Annotated in this window: 21 protein-coding genes and 1 pseudogene; 15 read left to right on the forward strand and 7 right to left on the reverse strand. The window is 46.2% G+C overall.

What is annotated here, in order from left to right; genetic code table 11:
- On the forward strand, positions 1 to 240 hold a 240-nt coding region (locus tag J4G07_14670; protein MCE2415235.1), incomplete at its 5' end, for a hypothetical protein.
- 193 nt (positions 241 to 433) lie between these two features.
- On the opposite strand, the gene J4G07_14675 is transcribed toward J4G07_14670, so the two are convergent.
- The 3 genes from J4G07_14675 to J4G07_14685 are packed head-to-tail and all read right to left on the reverse strand — an operon-like array spanning position 434 to position 2422.
- Positions 434 to 829, reverse strand: a complete 396-nt coding sequence (locus tag J4G07_14675) for an NUDIX domain-containing protein (protein MCE2415236.1) — start codon at positions 827 to 829, stop codon at positions 434 to 436.
- A 12-nt stretch (positions 830 to 841) separates the two neighbouring features.
- Entirely contained in the window at positions 842 to 1597 is a 756-nt protein-coding gene (locus J4G07_14680; protein ID MCE2415237.1) for an SDR family oxidoreductase, read from the reverse strand.
- A 36-nt stretch (positions 1598 to 1633) separates the two neighbouring features.
- Complete coding sequence (locus tag J4G07_14685) at positions 1634 to 2422, reverse strand: phytanoyl-CoA dioxygenase family protein (protein MCE2415238.1); 789 nt, start codon at positions 2420 to 2422, stop codon at positions 1634 to 1636.
- Between the two features lie 203 nt (positions 2423 to 2625).
- Here J4G07_14685 and J4G07_14690 point away from each other — a divergent pair.
- From J4G07_14690 to J4G07_14705, 4 genes and pseudogenes are all read left to right on the forward strand, one after another.
- Positions 2626 to 2943 (forward strand): annotated as a pseudogene (locus J4G07_14690) (nucleotidyltransferase domain-containing protein).
- Between the two features lie 36 nt (positions 2944 to 2979).
- Positions 2980 to 3384: a HEPN domain-containing protein gene (locus J4G07_14695; protein ID MCE2415239.1), complete on the forward strand. Its 405-nt coding sequence runs from the start codon at positions 2980 to 2982 to the stop codon at positions 3382 to 3384.
- Between the two features lie 3 nt (positions 3385 to 3387).
- Positions 3388 to 4209, forward strand: a complete 822-nt coding sequence (locus tag J4G07_14700) for a phytanoyl-CoA dioxygenase family protein (protein ID MCE2415240.1) — start codon at positions 3388 to 3390, stop codon at positions 4207 to 4209.
- Between the two features lie 50 nt (positions 4210 to 4259).
- The gene (locus tag J4G07_14705; GenBank protein ID MCE2415241.1) at positions 4260 to 5117 is read left to right on the forward strand and encodes a hypothetical protein; all 858 of its coding nucleotides are present in this window, start codon (positions 4260 to 4262) and stop codon (positions 5115 to 5117) included.
- A 48-nt stretch (positions 5118 to 5165) separates the two neighbouring features.
- Here the strand turns inward: J4G07_14705 and J4G07_14710 are convergent, their stop codons facing one another.
- Both J4G07_14710 and J4G07_14715 read right to left on the reverse strand, forming a co-directional pair.
- Positions 5166 to 5348: a hypothetical protein gene (locus J4G07_14710; protein ID MCE2415242.1), complete on the reverse strand. Its 183-nt coding sequence runs from the start codon at positions 5346 to 5348 to the stop codon at positions 5166 to 5168.
- A 77-nt stretch (positions 5349 to 5425) separates the two neighbouring features.
- Entirely contained in the window at positions 5426 to 6139 is a 714-nt protein-coding gene (locus tag J4G07_14715) for a hypothetical protein (protein MCE2415243.1), read from the reverse strand.
- A gap of 529 nt (positions 6140 to 6668) precedes the next feature.
- On the opposite strand from J4G07_14715, the gene ftsH reads away from it, so the two are divergent.
- The 6 genes from ftsH (at position 6669) to J4G07_14745 (ending at position 12062) form a co-directional block, all read left to right on the forward strand.
- On the forward strand, positions 6669 to 8564 hold the full coding sequence (ftsH, locus tag J4G07_14720; protein MCE2415244.1) for an ATP-dependent zinc metalloprotease FtsH: 1896 nt from the start codon (positions 6669 to 6671) through the stop codon (positions 8562 to 8564).
- Positions 8561 to 9385, forward strand: coding sequence for a dihydropteroate synthase (folP, locus tag J4G07_14725; GenBank protein ID MCE2415245.1), 825 nt, complete (start codon positions 8561 to 8563; stop codon positions 9383 to 9385). Before ftsH ends, folP begins: the two co-directional genes overlap by 4 nt.
- Positions 9386 to 9389: 4 nt before the next feature.
- A complete protein-coding gene (gene acpS / locus J4G07_14730; GenBank protein MCE2415246.1) occupies positions 9390 to 9782 on the forward strand; it encodes a holo-ACP synthase in 393 nt (130 codons plus the stop codon).
- A gap of 166 nt (positions 9783 to 9948) precedes the next feature.
- The gene (locus tag J4G07_14735; protein ID MCE2415247.1) at positions 9949 to 10980 is read left to right on the forward strand and encodes a hypothetical protein; all 1032 of its coding nucleotides are present in this window, start codon (positions 9949 to 9951) and stop codon (positions 10978 to 10980) included.
- Between the two features lie 15 nt (positions 10981 to 10995).
- Complete coding sequence (locus tag J4G07_14740; GenBank protein MCE2415248.1) at positions 10996 to 11586, forward strand: YigZ family protein; 591 nt, start codon at positions 10996 to 10998, stop codon at positions 11584 to 11586.
- A gap of 35 nt (positions 11587 to 11621) precedes the next feature.
- Positions 11622 to 12062 carry a glycine cleavage system protein H gene (locus J4G07_14745; protein ID MCE2415249.1) on the forward strand — a complete coding sequence of 147 codons (441 nt, stop codon included), beginning with the start codon at positions 11622 to 11624 and terminating at the stop codon, positions 12060 to 12062.
- A gap of 36 nt (positions 12063 to 12098) precedes the next feature.
- Here J4G07_14745 and J4G07_14750 read toward each other — a convergent pair whose 3' ends face one another.
- Complete coding sequence (locus J4G07_14750; GenBank protein ID MCE2415250.1) at positions 12099 to 13025, reverse strand: methyltransferase domain-containing protein; 927 nt, start codon at positions 13023 to 13025, stop codon at positions 12099 to 12101.
- A 58-nt stretch (positions 13026 to 13083) separates the two neighbouring features.
- Between J4G07_14750 and J4G07_14755 the strand changes: the two genes are divergently transcribed.
- On the forward strand, positions 13084 to 13923 hold the full coding sequence (locus J4G07_14755) for an ABC transporter substrate-binding protein (GenBank protein ID MCE2415251.1): 840 nt from the start codon (positions 13084 to 13086) through the stop codon (positions 13921 to 13923).
- A 67-nt stretch (positions 13924 to 13990) separates the two neighbouring features.
- Positions 13991 to 14212, forward strand: coding sequence for a hypothetical protein (locus J4G07_14760; GenBank protein MCE2415252.1), 222 nt, complete (start codon positions 13991 to 13993; stop codon positions 14210 to 14212).
- Between the two features lie 41 nt (positions 14213 to 14253).
- Here the strand turns inward: J4G07_14760 and J4G07_14765 are convergent, their stop codons facing one another.
- Positions 14254 to 15126, reverse strand: a complete 873-nt coding sequence (locus tag J4G07_14765) for an SdiA-regulated domain-containing protein (GenBank protein ID MCE2415253.1) — start codon at positions 15124 to 15126, stop codon at positions 14254 to 14256.
- A gap of 192 nt (positions 15127 to 15318) precedes the next feature.
- On the opposite strand from J4G07_14765, the gene J4G07_14770 reads away from it, so the two are divergent.
- Together J4G07_14770 and J4G07_14775 are read left to right on the forward strand one after the other, a co-directional pair.
- Complete coding sequence (locus tag J4G07_14770; GenBank protein MCE2415254.1) at positions 15319 to 16734, forward strand: hypothetical protein; 1416 nt, start codon at positions 15319 to 15321, stop codon at positions 16732 to 16734.
- 136 nt (positions 16735 to 16870) lie between these two features.
- The coding region (locus tag J4G07_14775) for a hypothetical protein (GenBank protein ID MCE2415255.1) at positions 16871 to 18588 on the forward strand (1718 nt) is incomplete at its 3' end.

Raw genomic sequence — 18588 nt, forward strand, 5'->3', positions numbered from 1 at the left:
GAAGAAAGAGACAGAAAGTATCGCCTTTTCTATCCCTATTTTACCACATTCTTATGGTTTACTCAATATGACTTCATAGATACGATAATAGCGTCTCTGCAACTTCAAGAGGTGAACATGCACACCATGCAAATCGTCAATCAAATTGCCGATCTGTATCAAGTTAGATTGATGGTAGAACTCGTATGTTTCTGTTTTCATGATTTTTCACGTATCACGCCTTTAACCCCTGCAAAGTAGGTGGGACCGACACATTGTCAAGCGACAATGCTTTGCATGTCGGTCCAACGTGATACTATTAATTATACGACATTTCGGACAAAATGTCAACTCTTTTTTTAGGCGTTTGGTCTCATTCAATAGGGCGAGACTGTATCCCAAATCTAAAGAATTGGGATACAGTCTCGGAAGATTAGGTAAAATATGCAATTGATTAGCGGTCTTCAAGACTGACGAATAAATCGCGATATACAGGTAAGGCAAGCTCCAATTTTAACGCCTCAGTGATTTCAAACCATCCGATAATTGAGTGCTCTTCCGGTTGTAAGCAATCCGGTTCGCCTTTCCAATCCGTTACGACAAATACATGGTAAGTGTGGTCGTTGTTGGAATCAAATAGTGTCGCGATGTGTTGAAACTGGATTGGTATAACACCGATTTCTTCCTGCAATTCTCTGATGAGTGTCTGTGTCAGTGTTTCACCATTTTCGCAGTGTCCACCGATCATATCCCAAACATTCGGATAAGAAGTTCGGTGTTTAGCCCTTTTACCCAACAGAATTTCTTTATTCCTGAACAAGATTCCGAGGGCGCAAACTTTTAATTCCATGGAATAAATTCCTCAAATTGTGGGCATCACATTCCCACCGCACACCGGAATATACGCACCTGTGATGTAACTCGCGAGATCTGAGGCGAGGAAAAGTACGACGTTAGCAATCTCTTGAGCAGTGCCACGGCGCTGCATCGGAACTTGACTCCAATAATGTTCGTCGGATGTGCTCGCTTCGCTTTTTTCACTGATAGTCCATCCCGGTGCAACTTGGTTAACAGTAACACCATGAGAACCGACCTCTTTGGCAAGAACCCGCAAAACGCCGTCCATACCGCGTTTACCCGATGTGTAGGCACTCTGCCTCTCAAAGTTTTGCATTGAACACTCTGTATTAATGCTAACGACTCGTCCCCATCCTGCTTCAATCATCGCAGGGACAAAGGCTTGTGCCATATATACATTGTGCAGAACGCAAGACTGGAACTGGCTTTCGTAGTCTTCAGCGGACTGTTCTAAAACCGAAGTCCAGTTATACTGAATTACGGCATTATTGACGATGATGTCCGCCGAACCGAGTCGCTCTGAGACGACATCACGCATAGCGTTTATCGAGTCCTGATCCGTGACATCCGCTTGGACTATGGCTGCCCGGACCCCTTTGGCGGTGATTTCATCTTGTAGAAGGCGTGCTGTTTCTTGGTCCCTATAGTAGGTGATTGCGATATCCGCACCCGCTTCCGCCAAGGTTCTTACCATAACACGTCCTAACGCGCCTGAACCACCTGTAATTACTGCTACTTTATTGGAAAGGTCAATCGGAATCATTTTTCCTCTATTCCCTAAAGATACCGTGCTGTGTTATGGCTGTAACAAATCACCAGGAATACGAGACATCGGATAATTTGCGTCTTCGTCGCGATTCGCAATAATTTCCGGAACATCCCTATCCCAGTAGTCTGGTATCGTATTCGGACGGCTATGCCATGCAAGTATAAGCGTCCGTCGCACATCGGTAAAATTTCTGTGGGCGGAGTGTAAGATACGCGCATCTGCCATTACCAATGAACCCGCTTTTGCACAGACATCCACTTGATCTGGGTAATCACTGAACATGATGGGATGATCCTCATCAATAAACCGCGCGCCCTGCTCATGTGCTGGCACCAATATGTCGTGTAAATCGATACGCTTACGGTGTGTTCCCGGAATAACTTTTAAACACCCATTTTCCCGATTCGTATCCGTAAGATAATAATTAAGGAAAATCGTTTGGGGCCACGGTGTGCAACTCAGCGGATCGTTCCAGCGCATCCAATCTTGATGCCAATAGAGTGGGGGACCCCCGGATTCCTTGGTTAAAATAATAATCCCACCGGATGATACGAAATCTCCGAACCCAATCTGTTCCAAAGCATCACGCGCGGGTTGCCATTCCAACAGTTTTTGAATATGGGCGTTATCCTCACCACGGACGTTGACGTGCTGTCCTTGATAGATAACATCCTCAGGTTCTATATGTCCTGCAATAAGTCGTTCCGACTCATCTCGGAGTTCCTGTAAAAACGCCTCCGTCAGAACATCATCAACAACGCAGAAACCCTCTTCGATCATTTGCTCCCGTTTTTGTAAAGCGACTTCAGGTGTCATTGCACGCTCCTCTACTTACAAATTAAATGTGATTCTAAAACTAATCCTTGGAAGGGGTAGCTTGAAATTTTATTTTATACGAATTAATAGGAGAAAACAACAATTTTTTTCTCATTTGGGTCTGTTTATCCTTCGTGTAACAACGAATCTTGACCTGTTCCACATTTTGTGTTATACTTTGAAAAAGATAGGAGGCAAGTCAGATGATTTCTCGGCAGGATATTCAGGCGACGTGTGATGACATCGTGCGTGAATTCGCGCCACTGCAAGTCATTCTCTTTGGTTCGTATGCTTATGGCACGCCGACAGAGGACTCAGATGTCGATTTGCTGGTCGTCATGGACATTCCAGAGTCAGAGACGCGCCGTCAAACTATCGAAATTCGTCAACGCATCCCACGCCGTTTCCCTATGGATCTGCTGGTGCGTTCACCCAAGGAGATTGCTTATCGCCTCTCATACAACGATTGGTTTCTCCGCGAAATCACGGAAAAAGGTGAGGTGCTTTATGGGGGCAGCAATTTTTTTCCAAAACCTTTGAAGATAGAGAAATGTCTTATGAATCCGTTAACAGCGGAATGGGTGCAGAAGGCTGAAGGTGATTATACCACGGTAAAGTTACTTCAGGAGAGTCCAATTTCAAGTAAAGATGTCATCTGTTTCCACGCTCAGCAGTGTATAGAAAAATACCTCAAAGCGTGGCTTCAAGAGGCAAATATCCCTTTCTCAAAAACACATGATTTAGCAACATTACTGGATTTGATAGTGCCGACAATTCCCGCTTGGCAGGCTTGGTATTCTGACTTTTTAATGATTTCCGAACATGCAGTTGATCCTCGCTATCCCGGTAAGTTCGCTACTGATAGCGAGGCAGAGCAGGCGGTGGAAATCTGTATCAAGGTGCGTCAAGTGGTTCGATCCGAACTGGAACTTCCTCAAAACCTATCAGAAAGGCAGGCTTAGCACATGGAAAACAAAGGACGAACAATCAATATTCCGAAACTGGAAATCTCCGATCAGGAACGTGCTGAAAATAAACTCACGCCAGAAAGCCTCGATGCAGGCGTGCGTCTCTTACGCGAGGCTGGATTGGTAGTCATTGAAAGCGTTCTCCCACCGGATTGGATAGCAGAACTTGATGTCGCTATGGAAACCGTGCTTAGCAATGAAGATAACGGTCATGAGGGTGAACACCCGATGCTGCAAATGCCGTTCATGGATCCGCGCATCATTGATAACCCGTTCGCGATGCCGATTCTGAAAGCGGCGATGGGTGAGAAAGTCTATGCGTATCTGCCTTACGGTTGTAACTCAACTCGTCCCGGGAACGAAATTCAATGGATTCATCGAGATTCGGGACAACTCTTCCCTGAACTACCGTTCCCGCTGCCGGTTTCAACGATTGTCGTTAACATTCCGCTTGTTGATTTCACAGTGGAAAACGGCGCGACAGAAGTGTGGCCCGGTTCACATCTCATCGTTGATGACGCGGCTGTGCGTAACTCACCATACAACGTCTGTGAACCGGAACGCGCCGCAAATTACCCCTCATTTCAGTTAGAGATGCCCGCCGGTTCAGTCGTCGTGCGTGACATGCGGTGCTGGCACCGCGCCATGCCGAATCGGACAAAAAATACTGTCCGGCACATGCTTGCACTCGTCTATTTTCGACGGTTTCACCATGCCCCCGACGCACCCGGAATCTTCCGCGCACGGATTCCAAAAGAGATATGGAACAATATGTCTGAGGAAGCACAAGAGGTATATCGGTTCCAGACACACGATTAAGGAGTTACAGAAGGAGAAATATGGAACGAACACTACTGATCCATCCCGACATGCCTGAGATTGACAGAGAACACGGTTTCTCGAATATCAATGGACCTTCACTCGTTCGCGTGCCAGAGTGGGTAGAGAATCCTCTGGGAAAATACTATCTCTACTTTGCCCATCATCGCGGTGCCTATATCCGGTTGGCTTATGCGGATGCTATCGAAGGCCCTTATACTATTTATCGTTCCGGCGCGTTGCACCGGGACAATACCGTGTTTCAAGGACGCGACCACATCGCCTCCCCAGATGTCCACATAGATGCGGAAAATCGACGATTCTTTATGTATTTTCACGGAACTTACGGTGGAGGACAGGCAAGCAGCTGGGCGACTTCCATTGACGGCGTGAATTACACCGCTTCGGATACACTGGATAAACGAAACGGTGCCTATTTTCGGGTCTTTTGGTGGCAGGGACATCCCTATGCGACATATCACGGCTGGATAAGCCGTGCGCAAACACCGGAATGGACAGCGACATTCATTTCGCGAGATACACCGCTCTTTCCACGTAAATCGGATAAGGACAATACGGGTTTCCCGCGCCACACAGCAAATTTACTTGAAGGGGATACGTTGACTGTCTATTACTCACTTTACGGGGACAGTCCAGAGCGCATTCGTAAAAGCACCGTACAGTTGACAGATGATTGGAACGATTGGCATCCATCTGCACCCATAGAGGTTATCGCGCCAAAATACGAGTTTGAGGGTGTGGATCTACCGATTAGACCGTCGACAGGTGGGTTAGATCGGGAACGCGTGCATGAACTCCGCGATCCAGCGATCTATTGTGAGAATGGAAAAACGTGGCTCCTCTATTCGGTGGCAGGCGAACAAGGTATTGCGATTATTCACCTATGATGGAGGCAAGTGTCTATTCCCAATCCTTCAAGCACGAATTGTTAATCCTCATTGACGTTTCTCAATGAGTCTTCCGAGAAAAAAAAACAAAACACCGAGCGTTAGGAAGCCCATCTCAACGCCCATTGCTTTGGATTCACTATAACCATACGGATTGACACAGCCCAAATAGAGTCCTGCTCCTAAGCAGGCTATGCCCATCAGTTCCAAAGTTTTACCGATATAATACACGAATTCTCCAGTGCTACGTCGTGGTATTTAATTTAAACGTAGGGCAAGATTTTCACGCCTCACCCCACGGTTGCGGACTAATAGAGACTCTTGATGTGTCCCCACTGGATTAATTTTTGTTGTCGAGTTGGTTCGATTCTCGCAGTGAAAACGAGATCGGGAAGGTAAGCGTTTTCCTCCATAGTGTAACCTTCTGGAGCCCAAGCAATTTCATGCCGAAGGTTTCCACTATCGACATCGTTATAGGCGATGAGAAACCCAATACTATTGCCTTTCCTCGCGAGATTATCAATACGGAAACTTAACTCACATGTCTGTCCATCGTTTCCCCAAGCGACTCGCGTCAAGGGTGATTTCAGAGTACCCATCTTTTTTTCAATAGGGATCTCAAAACGGTAGAGATCTTCCGCTCGTCCCGAATGATGTGGATCCACGTAAAGAATAAGATGATCCTCTCGGAGCAGTTTTGTTTGCCGGTTTTCCAGTTGATCGTCTATTATTTTAATACCTACATAAAGGAAACCGTTTCGCCAAACCGCTGCGAAGGTTCCCGTAAAATCAGGAGATTCGCCCCAGCGTTCCCCACTAATCAAGTCTTGTTCCAGTTTACCGAGAATCGCTCTATCCCAAGCCGGATCATCAAGGTACCCATCTACAATAGGCGCGACCGGTGCGAGGTCTGCGTTATATTGAAAATTTTGAAGGTTCCCACCTGTGACATGCCCTAATGTATGAGGCACCGTTGCCAGCAGGAAGATAATTGTCGCAAGTATCTGTTTGTTAAAATTCATAAATTCCTCCTTTCCAGGATAGCCTGTAGGATTGGATTTTATGTCCGATTGATTTTCAAGACACGCTATTTTGCGCTTTGTATGGAGAATTTTAATCTACACAATTTAATTACTGAACCCAGTTTTATTATGACCGCGCTGAATCGTTTCGTAAACATCGCAACGCAGCCCTAAATATAGTAAAGCCCGAAAATATCTGCACACCGCCGGTAGGTGCGGTTTCTAACCGCACCGAGTTTGGTGTAAAATTAATTACAGAATCCACTATATTTTGTTGCACCTATTTTTTATTTCTTCATAATTATAGTATATCTTAACCGCGATTATTTATCAATTAAAATTGCTATTCACCTATTCGTGAATCGGAAATAGACGATTTTTTTAAATTCAGTTGAAATTTGGGAAAAAATCTGTTATACTTTATAAACTAACACCTTTTGATAAACTAAATACGTTTTGAAATTATTTTTTTCTCAGTGCTCAGAATTTAACAGAGAGGCAATTGGTTGTGAATAAAAATACAAGAAGCATGGTGATTTGGTGGGTAGTGGTTGCCGGACTCGTCGTCTTGGGCATTTACCAACTATTTAACCGCAGAGATCCAGTTTATCAACTCGCGACCTCTGACTTTCACCAATACATAACACGCGGTTCATCCCTGTTCGAAGGATATTTGGTCTTAGATGAAGAATGGGTTGAAGGACAGTTCAATAAAAATAGACTCAATGAAATTCGTGCTGAGATTCTGGAAAGCGTGGCCTTTGAAGAGCAAGAAACCCATCTCCCGCCAAAATGGCAAGGCGAATTTAGAGCAAGCCGTGATGCAATCGATGATTATGACATCCAAGCGAAACTTGACGAGAATGAAATTAACTATAACGTCAAGCCGCCCTCCAAATTTCCGCAGGGGTTGCTGATTTTCGGGACAACCGTTGTACCCCTACTAATTTTCTTAGGATTGATGATTTTCCTCTCGCGTCAGATGCAAGGGAGTGGGAATCGAGCCTTGTCTTTTGGCAAAAGCCGTGCCAGACTCCACTCTGAGAACCAAACGAAAGTGACATTTGAAGATGTCGCGGGTGTCGATGAGGCGAAGGAGGCACTTGAGGAAGTCATTGAATTTCTGAGGGCACCGAAAAAATTTGAGCGACTCGGCGGTAAAATTCCTAAAGGGGTCCTCCTCATGGGACCCCCCGGCACCGGTAAAACAATGCTTGCCCAAGCTGTTGCGGGTGAAGCAGATGTGCCGTTTTATAGTATCAGTGGTTCCGATTTCGTCGAAATGTTCGTCGGGGTCGGGGCATCCCGCGTCAGAGACCTGTTTGAAACTGGGAAAAAGAACGCACCCTGTATTATTTTTATCGATGAATTAGATGCTGTCGGTAGACACCGTGGTGCAGGGATCGGTGGTGGACACGATGAGCGTGAACAAACCTTAAATCAACTTCTCGTTGAGATGCAAGGGTTTGAAGCATCTGAAGGCGTAATACTTATTGCGGCAACGAACCGACCTGACGTTTTAGATCCTGCTCTCCTTCGTCCGGGACGATTCGATCGACAGATTGTTGTTGATTTGCCCGACGTGCGTGGTAGGGAAGCGATACTTAATGTCCATACGAAAGATCCTTATAAACTCGCTGAAAACGTCAATTTGGAAATCTTAGCGAAGGCAACACCGGGATTCTCCGGTGCTGACCTTGAGAATATGGCAAACGAAGCAGCACTACTTGCCGCAAGATGTGACAAAGAAGAAATCGACATGATGTGCTTTGACGAAGCCAAAGACCGAGTGCTCATGGGTCCCGAACGACGTAGCCTCGTCATTAGCGATGAAGAAAGACGGGTTACGGCTTATCACGAAGCTGGACACGCGCTTATGCTACACTTCGTGCCAGAAAGTGATCCGAACTACAAGTGCACTATTGTCCCACGCGGCAGAGCTCTCGGTGTAACAGCGAAACTTCCTCTCGAAGAACGGCATAATATGAGCAAAAAACGTCTCCTCGCGCATATCATTTTTGCCCTCGGAGGCAGAGTCGCTGAGGAAATTATATTTGGTGAACAAACCACCGGTGCCCAAAACGATTTTGAGCAAGCCACGAGTCTCGCACGCCGAATGGTTACGCAATGGGGTATGAGCCGCATGGGGCCTCTTACCTACGGCAGACGCGACGAACAGGTTTTCCTCGGTAAAGAATTAAGTGTCCATCAGGATTATAGTGAAAAAACTGCCATTGAAATCGACAAGGCTGTCCATGATATTGTAACAGAGTGCTATAATAAAGCACGGGAAATCTTGGAAACGAATCTTGAAGGCTTAAAGTTACTCGCAGACGCACTCTTAGAACGCGAAACGCTTGTCACCGAAGATATTGACGAGATTCTCGGACCCCGACCACAACTACCCGCGAAGCCAATTACATGAACTGTCGCGGTAAATCGCTCACTTTAGGTTTACATACACATGTAATGGGCATCTTGAACGTCACACCCGACTCTTTTTCCGACGGAGGGTGTTACCTTGATGTTGAACAGGCGGTCGCACATGCCGAACTAATGGTGGCGGAAGGTGCGACCCTTATTGATATTGGAGGAGAATCATCCCGCCCTGGGGCATCTTCGGTGTCTGTCAATGAAGAATTAGCGCGAATCCTACCCGTCATTCGCGCGATTGTTGGTACCGTTGATGTTCTTCTTTCCGTTGACACATATAAAGCTGAAGTGGCTCGACACGCCCTCGATGCCGGTGTCCATCTTATCAATGACATCACAGCGTTACGTGGCGACACCACAATGGCAGCGGTTGTATCAGAAATGGAAGCCGGACTCATTCTGATGCACATGAAAGGGACACCCCGCACCATGCAACAAGCCCCTCAGTATCACGATGTCGTTAGCGAAATTTGTGATTCACTTCAAGAGAGTATCAAGATTGCCGAATCCGAAGGTGTTTCTGCCGACCGTATCATTATCGACCCAGGGATAGGATTTGGCAAGACAATAGAACACAACCTTGAAATCCTAAAACGCCTTTCGGAATTTCGAAGATTACACAAACCTTTGCTCATTGGGACTTCACGGAAATCGTTTATCGGTAACATTTTAAACCTCCCTGTAACCGAGCGTATTGAGGGAACAACCGCGACAGTGTGTTGGGCGATCACACACGGCGCGGATATTGTGCGCGTCCATGACATCAAAGCGAATGTTCGTGCTGCTCAAATGACAGATGCACTTTATAGATAATCTGATGCACCAGCAAAAAATTCAGGGAATCGGCATTGATATCGTTGAAGTTCAACGGATCCGAGACGCATCCCGTCGGTGGGGATCACGTTTTGAACAACGGATTTATACGCAACAAGAACTTGCTTATTGTGGAGATGCTCCGTCTCGGTACTGGCGGCTTGCTGCTCGATTTGCTGCGAAAGAGGCAACGCTCAAGGCTCTCGGCACAGGTTTGACAACAGGAATGCGTTGGCAAGACGTAGAGATTCAAGCGAATACGGTCGGAAAACCCGATCTCATTCTACACGGGGAAGTGCAACGCTATGCACAGAAACACAATATCAGCACATCATTCGTCTCTATGTCCCATACAAATGACTATGCTGTAGCACAAGTTACACTCTGTTGCGTATAATTTTCAGTTATCAGTTAACAGGCATCGGTACCAATAACCTTTTATGGGATGTTCCTAACCGCCGATAACTACAAAGAGGTAAGTAGTGAAATACGTCCAAAATTGTGTCGCGATTCTCTTGTTCTGTATGGTAAGCCTCTTTTTTGTTTCGGGTCGCACCACTTCAATGGCAAACACAAGGGCTTCAGCAGATGGATTCCTCAAACAGTTGCTTGGAGCGGAACATTATGGGATGGGTGGAAGTTTTGTCGGCGCAACCCGCGGAGCGCATGCCTTAGGTAGTAACCCTGCTGGTATCAGTGAGACAACAGGGAACCGGTTCGTTATTCACGCAACCCGTTTCCCACACACTATCGCCCTGCTTTCCAAACCGAACCTAAATGCCAATTATGAGGATTATAGTCGGTACGAGCAGTACGCATCTGGGGTTGAAACTTTAAATTGGGCATTTCCAATGGGCACTTTCGGTACGCTTGGATTCGCACTCGCTTTTGAACAAGCCGGTGCGTTTCGGAGAGTAGACTCTCTCGGAAAGGCTCTTAACAGTTTCCCCGAAAATAATCTTGCGATTGGTCTCAGTTACGGTGTAAATCTGTTCGGCGGCACAGTTTTGGGTATTGACACAAAATGGTTACGCTCCAAGGCAATTGACACTAATGGCAACGAAGACTTAGGGCACGGATATGCTTATAATGTCGGTATTATCCAGCAGATTGGAGAAGCAATTCAGATTGGGGCTGTCGTTCAAAATTTGAGCAACGGACTCTCTTTCTCTGACCCCTCTATTCCAGATACAATGGAGCGCACGATTGTAACCGGTATCGCATACAAGCGCGAAATATCCGATGTGGCTTTGAGATTCGGTTTAGATGCACATCCGCCTTTCCACGATGGTATTCGAATAAATATAGGAGCAGAAGCGTGGTATCGCTACCGAATTGGAATTAGAATTGGGTACCTCAGAGATACACAAAAACGTTACACATCGGTGTTCCTTTTGCCAGACGCTTCATTTGAAACGGAAGAACGACTCTGGAGAGCAGAAGGGCTCTGCTTCGGGATCGGTTTCAGATTCGGAAACATCATTCTCAATGCAGCATATACACCGCAATTTACCCCCGTTGTGGTAGATGAAGAACGTATCCATATCGTGCAAGGGAACGCTGTGTATGCCTTTTCAATCGGGCAAGCCTTCTAACTACAATCGTGACGTATGTCTGATCAATATAGAACGGTAGTGGGAATCGCCCACGCGTCCCACGTTGTAAAGAAATCTCGATTTCTCGGAGAGGCAACAGCTGTACACACCCAAGAGGCAGTGAAAGATTTTCTGAGCCAAGTGCAAGAACGCAGCCCACGCGCTTCTCACTATTGTTATGCTTACAGTATTGGCAGTGATACTACACTGCGCGAATATGCTACAGACGCAGGGGAACCCACGCATTCTGCGGGGCCTCCTATTCTCTCGGCGATTCGAGCGTTTGACTTGTCGAATATTATCTGTGTTGTCACTCGGTATTATGGTGGTATCAACCTCGGTGTCGGTGGGTTAATTCGTGCTTACGGTCAATGTGCCAGAGAATGCTTACAAAATGCTACAATTGAAAACCGTATCTTTCATCAAAATTTGTATCTAAAAGTTGATTATCCGGATATAGGCACCGTCGTCACGCTATGTAAACGCGTCGGCGGAAAAGTAATAGACATAAAATATGATCCGGATCCGATGATTCAGATTCAGATTCGACAAAATGCCGTCGAACCCTTTCAAGCGAAACTCCAAGGTCTTGGAATCGTAAAGTGATAGCGTCTATCATATTTAATGTCAGGAGGTTCACGATGGATAACATTGAGATAAAGTATACAACTACACATGAATGGATTGAATTTCTCAATTCAAAGGATTGTAATGTTGGAATCACAGAGCGGATTCAAGAGGTCTACAATAGCATTGTTTTCATAGAGTTGCCAGTTCTCGGCGAATACGAACAGGGAGAAATTATCGGACGCGTTGAAACATCAGAAGGAAGGAGCTTCTATATTTATGCCCCTGTAACAGGTGAAGTTTACGAAATCAACGCGGCTCTTGACGATGATATTGAACTTCTCAATCGCTTTCCAGAAGGAGATGGATGGATTTGTAAATTTCGGCTTGAGAACCCAAATGAAATAGACACGCTCCTCAGCCGAAAAGAATACGAGTCACATGAAGAGGAAGAAGTCAACGAAGATGAGTACTTGCCAGAAACAAATTTTTACGATAACATCGAGGATTATTGAGTTCAGTTCCCTCATATTGATACTACAAGTGCACTATTATGCTACCACAGAGGTGATAAAAACACGGCGGACAATGCTCAACTTTGGCACTGGTAAAACGCTTTCAATCTGGTAACCAAGATCGGTCAATGTTTTACTGAGATCCCGAAGATCGATGAATGCTGCTCTCGACGCACACGTCCGCAAATTTGACAAAATCTCTATCTCTTGAGTGCTATCTCTAACGAGATTAATCCCGTAGGGCAGATCCGTTGCAACCGCGTCATACTGCCCATCAATTTGTCTCGCATCACCGAGTGCTACGTCTGCTGAGAGTCCGAAATGCTGAAGATTTTTTGTCGTCGCGCCGATCATGCGAGGGTTAACATCGGAACCAGTCGTGTGGATACCGCTATGCGCAGCAGCCATCACGATAGTGCCAGTTCCACAACACGGGTCAAGTAGACGATCTCCTGGAAGTGCTACTAAATTCACGAGCACTCTCGCCAACCGAGCCGGTAGTGAACTCGATGTTACGTAAGGTCGTTGATTATGCGCATGCCAAACACCATCGGACTCGGAAAGGAGTTGCCCAAACCACATTTTTTCAGCCGTCACAACCGTTAGAAAGGTAGTCCGTGGCTGCCGTAAATTCGCACTACCACTGATAGCTGTGCCGATGTCTCGCGCGAGGGTCATAGAGTTCATTTTTAGGGTGCGGGGCTTTTTTACGACAGAAACTCGAAATTCGTCCGCATGTAAACCTATGGACCTGATGTTTGAACAGAGTTCTGTGAGACTGCTTGTTTCAAAAAGGATTTCGCTGCAACTTTTCAGATACGCGCCTCGACTGACATCAACACACCTGTCCGAAATCGAGATGCCGTCTGTATTTGGCACAGACCCTGTCAAAGCTACGCATTCCGCACGCACTAATTCTGTGAGTCCATCTGGAGTTGCTGTGAGATAAAGATATTTAGGCATTGCTTTGATTATATCACTATCTGAAGAAAAACTACAATCGATACCGAAAAGGAATACTATGTCCCAAACAGAAAAAATTCGGATTGGGCACAGCCCAGATTCCGATGACGCTTTCATGTTCTACGCTCTCGCTAAAGGATTAATCCCAACGGGTCCTTATGAGATTGTTCATGTCATTGAAGACATTGAAACCCTAAATCAACGTGCGCTTGCCGCTGAACTTGAGGTTACAGCAATCTCTGTTCACGCCTACGCTTACGTCGCCAAGGATTATCTGTTCATGCCCTGTGGCGCGAGCATCGGCGACCAGTACGGTCCCCTTGTCGTTTCCAAGGAACCAATGGACACCCTCGCGGGTAAACGCATCGCCATTCCCGGTAAAATGACGACCGCCTATCTCACACTTAGCCTCTTCCAACCAGATTTTGAGGCAGAGCCCCGTCCTTTTGATAAAATATTAGATGCCGTCCAACAGGATGAAGTCGATGCGGGACTCATAATTCATGAAGGACAATTAACCTACGCACGTGAAGGGCTTCATAAAGTCATTGATTTGGGTGAGTGGTGGTATGAGGAAACTGGATTACCATTGCCTCTCGGTGCGAATGTAATTCGTCGCAACCTCGGCACCGAAAAAATTCGTGAGATAACAGCATTACTCAAACAGAGCATCCAGTACTCACTCGAACACCGAGAACACGGTTTGGAGTATGCAATGACTTACGCTCGCGACATGGAAACCTCGCTCGCGGATAAATTTGTAGGGATGTACGTCAATGACTATACGCTTGATTACGGGGAAAAGGGCAGAGCAGGCGTGCGGGAATTGCTCCACCGTGGTAATGTTGCTGGGATTATTCCGCACCCTGTAGACGCTGATTTTGTCTCGCTTGAATAACCTCTTCGATTTATTTCTGTCAAGGTGGGGTCCCATACCTCATCCCTTTGGTATATCCACAGACATCATGGATACAAAACGTCGCAGATATTTTCACTTAGAAAATGCTGATAATAAGAGACTCGCCTCCGGGATTCTCTACGATGAAGGAAACGTGCAAATTCTGTGGCGCGACGATTCTGGTTATACGGCAGAGCAGTACGCATCTATCAATCTGGTATTAGACTTAGTTCCGGGGATCGCTGTGTTGCGCATTGAAGGTGATGCGGCGAAAAACAACGGAGTGTAAAAAATCGAATTAGGAATATCAAGAAACTAAGGTGTCGTCATTCAACGCAGTCGCCGATCCGCCAATTTGATAATTTTTCCGTTCTCCTGTGCGAGGTACATGTAACCGTGTCCGTCTAACACAACCCCTTCCTGTTCGTCACCGGGTAAAAGGTATTGCCTTAGAACAGTGCCTTCCCGTTTGAGCTCCACCAAGAGGTTCGTTGTATCGCTGATTAATACCAGAAAATCGCCTTGAGCATCGTATGCCAAGCCTGAAATGTCAATGAAGTTCATTTTATAAGCGTGGATGATCGCGCCATCTGACTGTTTCGCTGTTGCAGAACGCAGGGGCACAACGACCTCGCAGACGACCGAGGCTTCATCTTTCGCTTTAAGACTGAAGGATTGATTACCGACCCAAAAAGTACCACCTTCCGGGTGTGAGGCATCTGGAACGAAAGCAATCGCTTCGATACCCATGCCCCCTTTCCTCAGGAGTTGTTCACCGTTAAAATTCCTGCCGATTCTAAATTCCCTTTGAAGAGTGAGATCTTCTGGATCAAGTTCCAATATCGCTTCGTCGTCTTCCACAGCAGCGTACAGCAAGCCCGTACTCGGATCCACGGTAATTCCTTCAATATCCCGCTCGTTTAATCCTTTTGACTGAAGAAGTCTACCTTCCAGACTTACCTCATGGACACTCCCTGAATCATCAGCCAGAAATAGGCTCCGTCGAGTCGGATGGTAGGTAATACCAGAAGGTTCCGCTATTTGTTTCTGTGTTATACTCCCGACCCAATTATACGGAAGCGCAACTGGGCGTGATGCCCCCGTTTCTGTCGTCGCAGATTGCTCCATTTGGACCAGAAAATATACTAAAGCGATACTGATAATTATGATCGAAAAAATTAGAAGCACTCTTTTGTAAGACATCACAGTTCCTCCATCTTACATGCCTAAAGAGTTCTTTCCAAGACTCTTGCGTATACTCTATCATATTCTTTCCAAAGATTCAAGAAAAACGAAGTTCTTAATGTTTTCCCTTGACAAACCATTTCTGCTAATGATATTTTAATTAGACTTGTAATATCGTTTGGAGTTAAGCCTGAAAACAAGGAGCGGGTTATGACCAACATGCCGAGGCTCGTCGTTGAAGTCTTTGAACATGTGAATTTTCATGGACGCAAGGTTACGCTTGTTGAATCGATCCCGAACACTGGTGAAATTGGCGCACAAGATATCATATCTTCGATAAAAATCTACAAGGGACCAGGCTTCAACGCGTCGCCCAACTACAAAGCCATCTTTCACGAGCATGATAACTACAAGGGACGCCGGTTAGTGCTTGCTCCAGGTTTCTATCCAAACATCCATGACATCCCTTACAACTTCGGAGACGCGATTACATCTATCAGTTTCAGTCCATCAGCGCATCCAACACCACCGGAGTACGGAGCGGTCCCAGTCATTATTGAGGTATTCCGGGACGTAGATTATACCGGTCAACGGAGTGTTGTCATGCGCGATGTCAGCTCTATGTTCGACATCGGGATGAATGATACGGTTTCGTCAATCCGAATCCAGCGCGGACCCAGTTTTCCGTTCAGCGGATGCCATATCATTTTCTATGAGCATGTTAACTTTGAAGGGCGGCGATTGAACCTCAGCTTAAGTTCACAAGAATTTCAGTTGGCACTTCGGAACCTCAGAGCACTTCCACATTCGCAATCATTTTCAGATATTATCTCTTCGATAAAAATTGTGCCGTTAGGTGTATTCCGTGTGCTGATTGTTGTTGGTGATAATTTGAGTGGCGAGCCGGCAATATTGGAGTCCCTCACCTCTCTTGAAGGATTAAAATTCCAGTTTACAACTGTCCATGTTAATGACAATCCTGACAATAGAGGGGATCCGAACAATGCAATCAAACTCTCAAGCATTACGCTTTCAGAGTACGACATCATCTGGTTTACTTGGAACGCAACCGGACATGATGGTGAATATTTCGTTGAAGATGCCGATCAGGCAATTCAAGACTTCGCTCGTAAGGGCGGAATTGTTTGGGCTTCCGCAATGGATAACAATATCACGCCTCCCGACGGGGTCCATACGACTGAGCCTGCCTGGCGTGGCGACTGGCTTCCAGTGAATCGGCACCCGATTCGCGTGATTAATTCCAGCGATGGAAACGTTAAGATCAGTGACGACGGTCAAAAAACAGGTATGTTTACCTGGCCCCATAAGATAAATGTAGATACGCTCGTAACCGACGATCATTGGGTCACAAACGACGGAAGTTACCGAAGATTGGCTGTCAGAGAGGATAACGGAGATCCGATCAGTGTGCAGTTACAATGGGGAGACGGATATTATGTCGCTTTTGCGGTTGATACGCGTGATGCCTATCGGACAAGCGTAGCAAAACCTCTCATTGAGAATGCTCTCTGTTACTTAGCAAATCTGGCGTGGCAGACTTCCCCACGCCAACCACTCAAAGGACGATACCGGACGCATCTCAGCAGCGAGACCATTTTCAGGTAAATTTTTAGGTATGTCTTAAAAGTGAAAGCAGAACCATTAAAACCGGGCAGATTCTTATTTCGGTTAGCATTAACCAGACACCATCAACGATGCCCAGATTCTAATCGTTAGAAAATTCATTCTATAGGAGACTTGAATGCGTTTCATTGCTGTTATCGTTTTCTTAATAGCTGTAGCAGTCGCTGTTGGCTGGTTTGCGTATCAAAATCTTGACCGTTTCGGACAGAACGAGGTAATACGGTGGTTGACAGCGATTCTCTTCGTATTATTGGCAAGTTTGGCGACCTTCGCCGCGACAGTCATTCGCTACCGGATACCGAAAGCTGATGTTGCACTCGTGCGAACAGGGGGTGCAAGAGAGAAAATTCGTATCACCGGTGGTCTCTGGGTTAACACTATTATCCATGAAATCAAAGAAATCTCTCTGAATACCATGCGTATTGAGGTTATACGAGAAGGTCCAGAGGCATTGATTACCTACGACTTTAACCGCGGTGATGTGGAAGTTGTTTTCTACCTTAAAGTTGAACCCGAAGAGACCGCCATCTTACGTGCTGCACAAGCTCTCGGCGATAAATCTATGACCCCAGAAACTGTGCGCGAATTGATTGAACCCAAACTCGAAGGCGCATTGCGAAGTGTCGCAGCCGAAAGTGAAATTCAAAATCTTCTCCAGAAACGCCAAGAATTTGCTGATAAAGTACAAGGCGCGTGCGGTGAAGACCTGGAAATCCAAAACGGTTTGACCCTTGAAACCGTATCTATTATTCGGGTAGATCAGACCCCAGTTGAAACGCTTGATGCCGAAAACCGATTCGACGCAGTCGGTATCCGAATAATCACCGAAATCACAGCCGAGCAGGAACGAGAAAAAGAACGGATTGTTCAGGAAAAAGAGGTCGCTATTGTTCAGATTGAGGTTGATGCTCGTATACAGAAACTTGAAGCCGAACAACAACAAGCATGGGCAGAATCCGACCAGCAGAAAAATATCGCTATCTATGCCGCGGAACGGGAAGCCGAGACCCTCAAATTCCAATTTGAGATGGAACAAGGCGTGCAAGAACGTGAATATGAGATGAAGCAGGAGGTTGAGCGCGCACGTATTAGACAGGAACAGGTCATCCAAGAACGCGAAATCGAGATGAATCGCGACATTGAAGTCGCCCGCGTCCAACAGGAACAGATTGTCGCCGAACGTGAAATTGAAAAGAACCTCATTGTTGAAACACAACAGATTGAGCAATCCAAAGTCGTCCAACTCGCCGAAATTGAGCAACATCTCGTCGTTCAAATGCAAAGAATCGCACAGGAGCAAGCGATTTCTGTTCGCGAAATAGAGAAAGTCTTGACAATTGAGAAAGCCCGTATCGCCCAAGAAGAAGGGGTTATGCTACGCGATATTGAGCGTGACTTGGCAGTGCAAACGGCACGTTTCAGTCAAGAGCAACAGGTTCAACAGCGTGAGATCGAGAAAAACCTCGTCGTTGAAACCGCACAAATCGATCAGATCAGACAGGTTTCACTCGCTGAAATTGCAAAAATCCAGGTTGAAACCCGCGATATTGAAAAACAACTCGCCGTAGAAAGAGCCCGTATCGCCCAACAAGAAGGTGTATCCCTGCGAGGGGTTGAGCGTGATCTGACAGTCCAGACAGCGCAACTCGGCATGGAACAACAGGTTCAACAGCGTGAGATCGAGAAAAACCTCGTCGTTGAAACCGCACAAATTGACCAAATGCGGCAAGTCGAACTCGCAGAGATTGCTAAAGTATTAGCCGTAGAGATCACACGAATCGCGCAAGAGCAACAGGTTGAAACCCGCGATATTGAAAAACAACTCGCCGTAGAAAG

This window comes from Candidatus Poribacteria bacterium (assembly GCA_021295715.1).
Classification (GTDB): domain Bacteria; phylum Poribacteria; class WGA-4E; order WGA-4E; family WGA-3G; genus WGA-3G.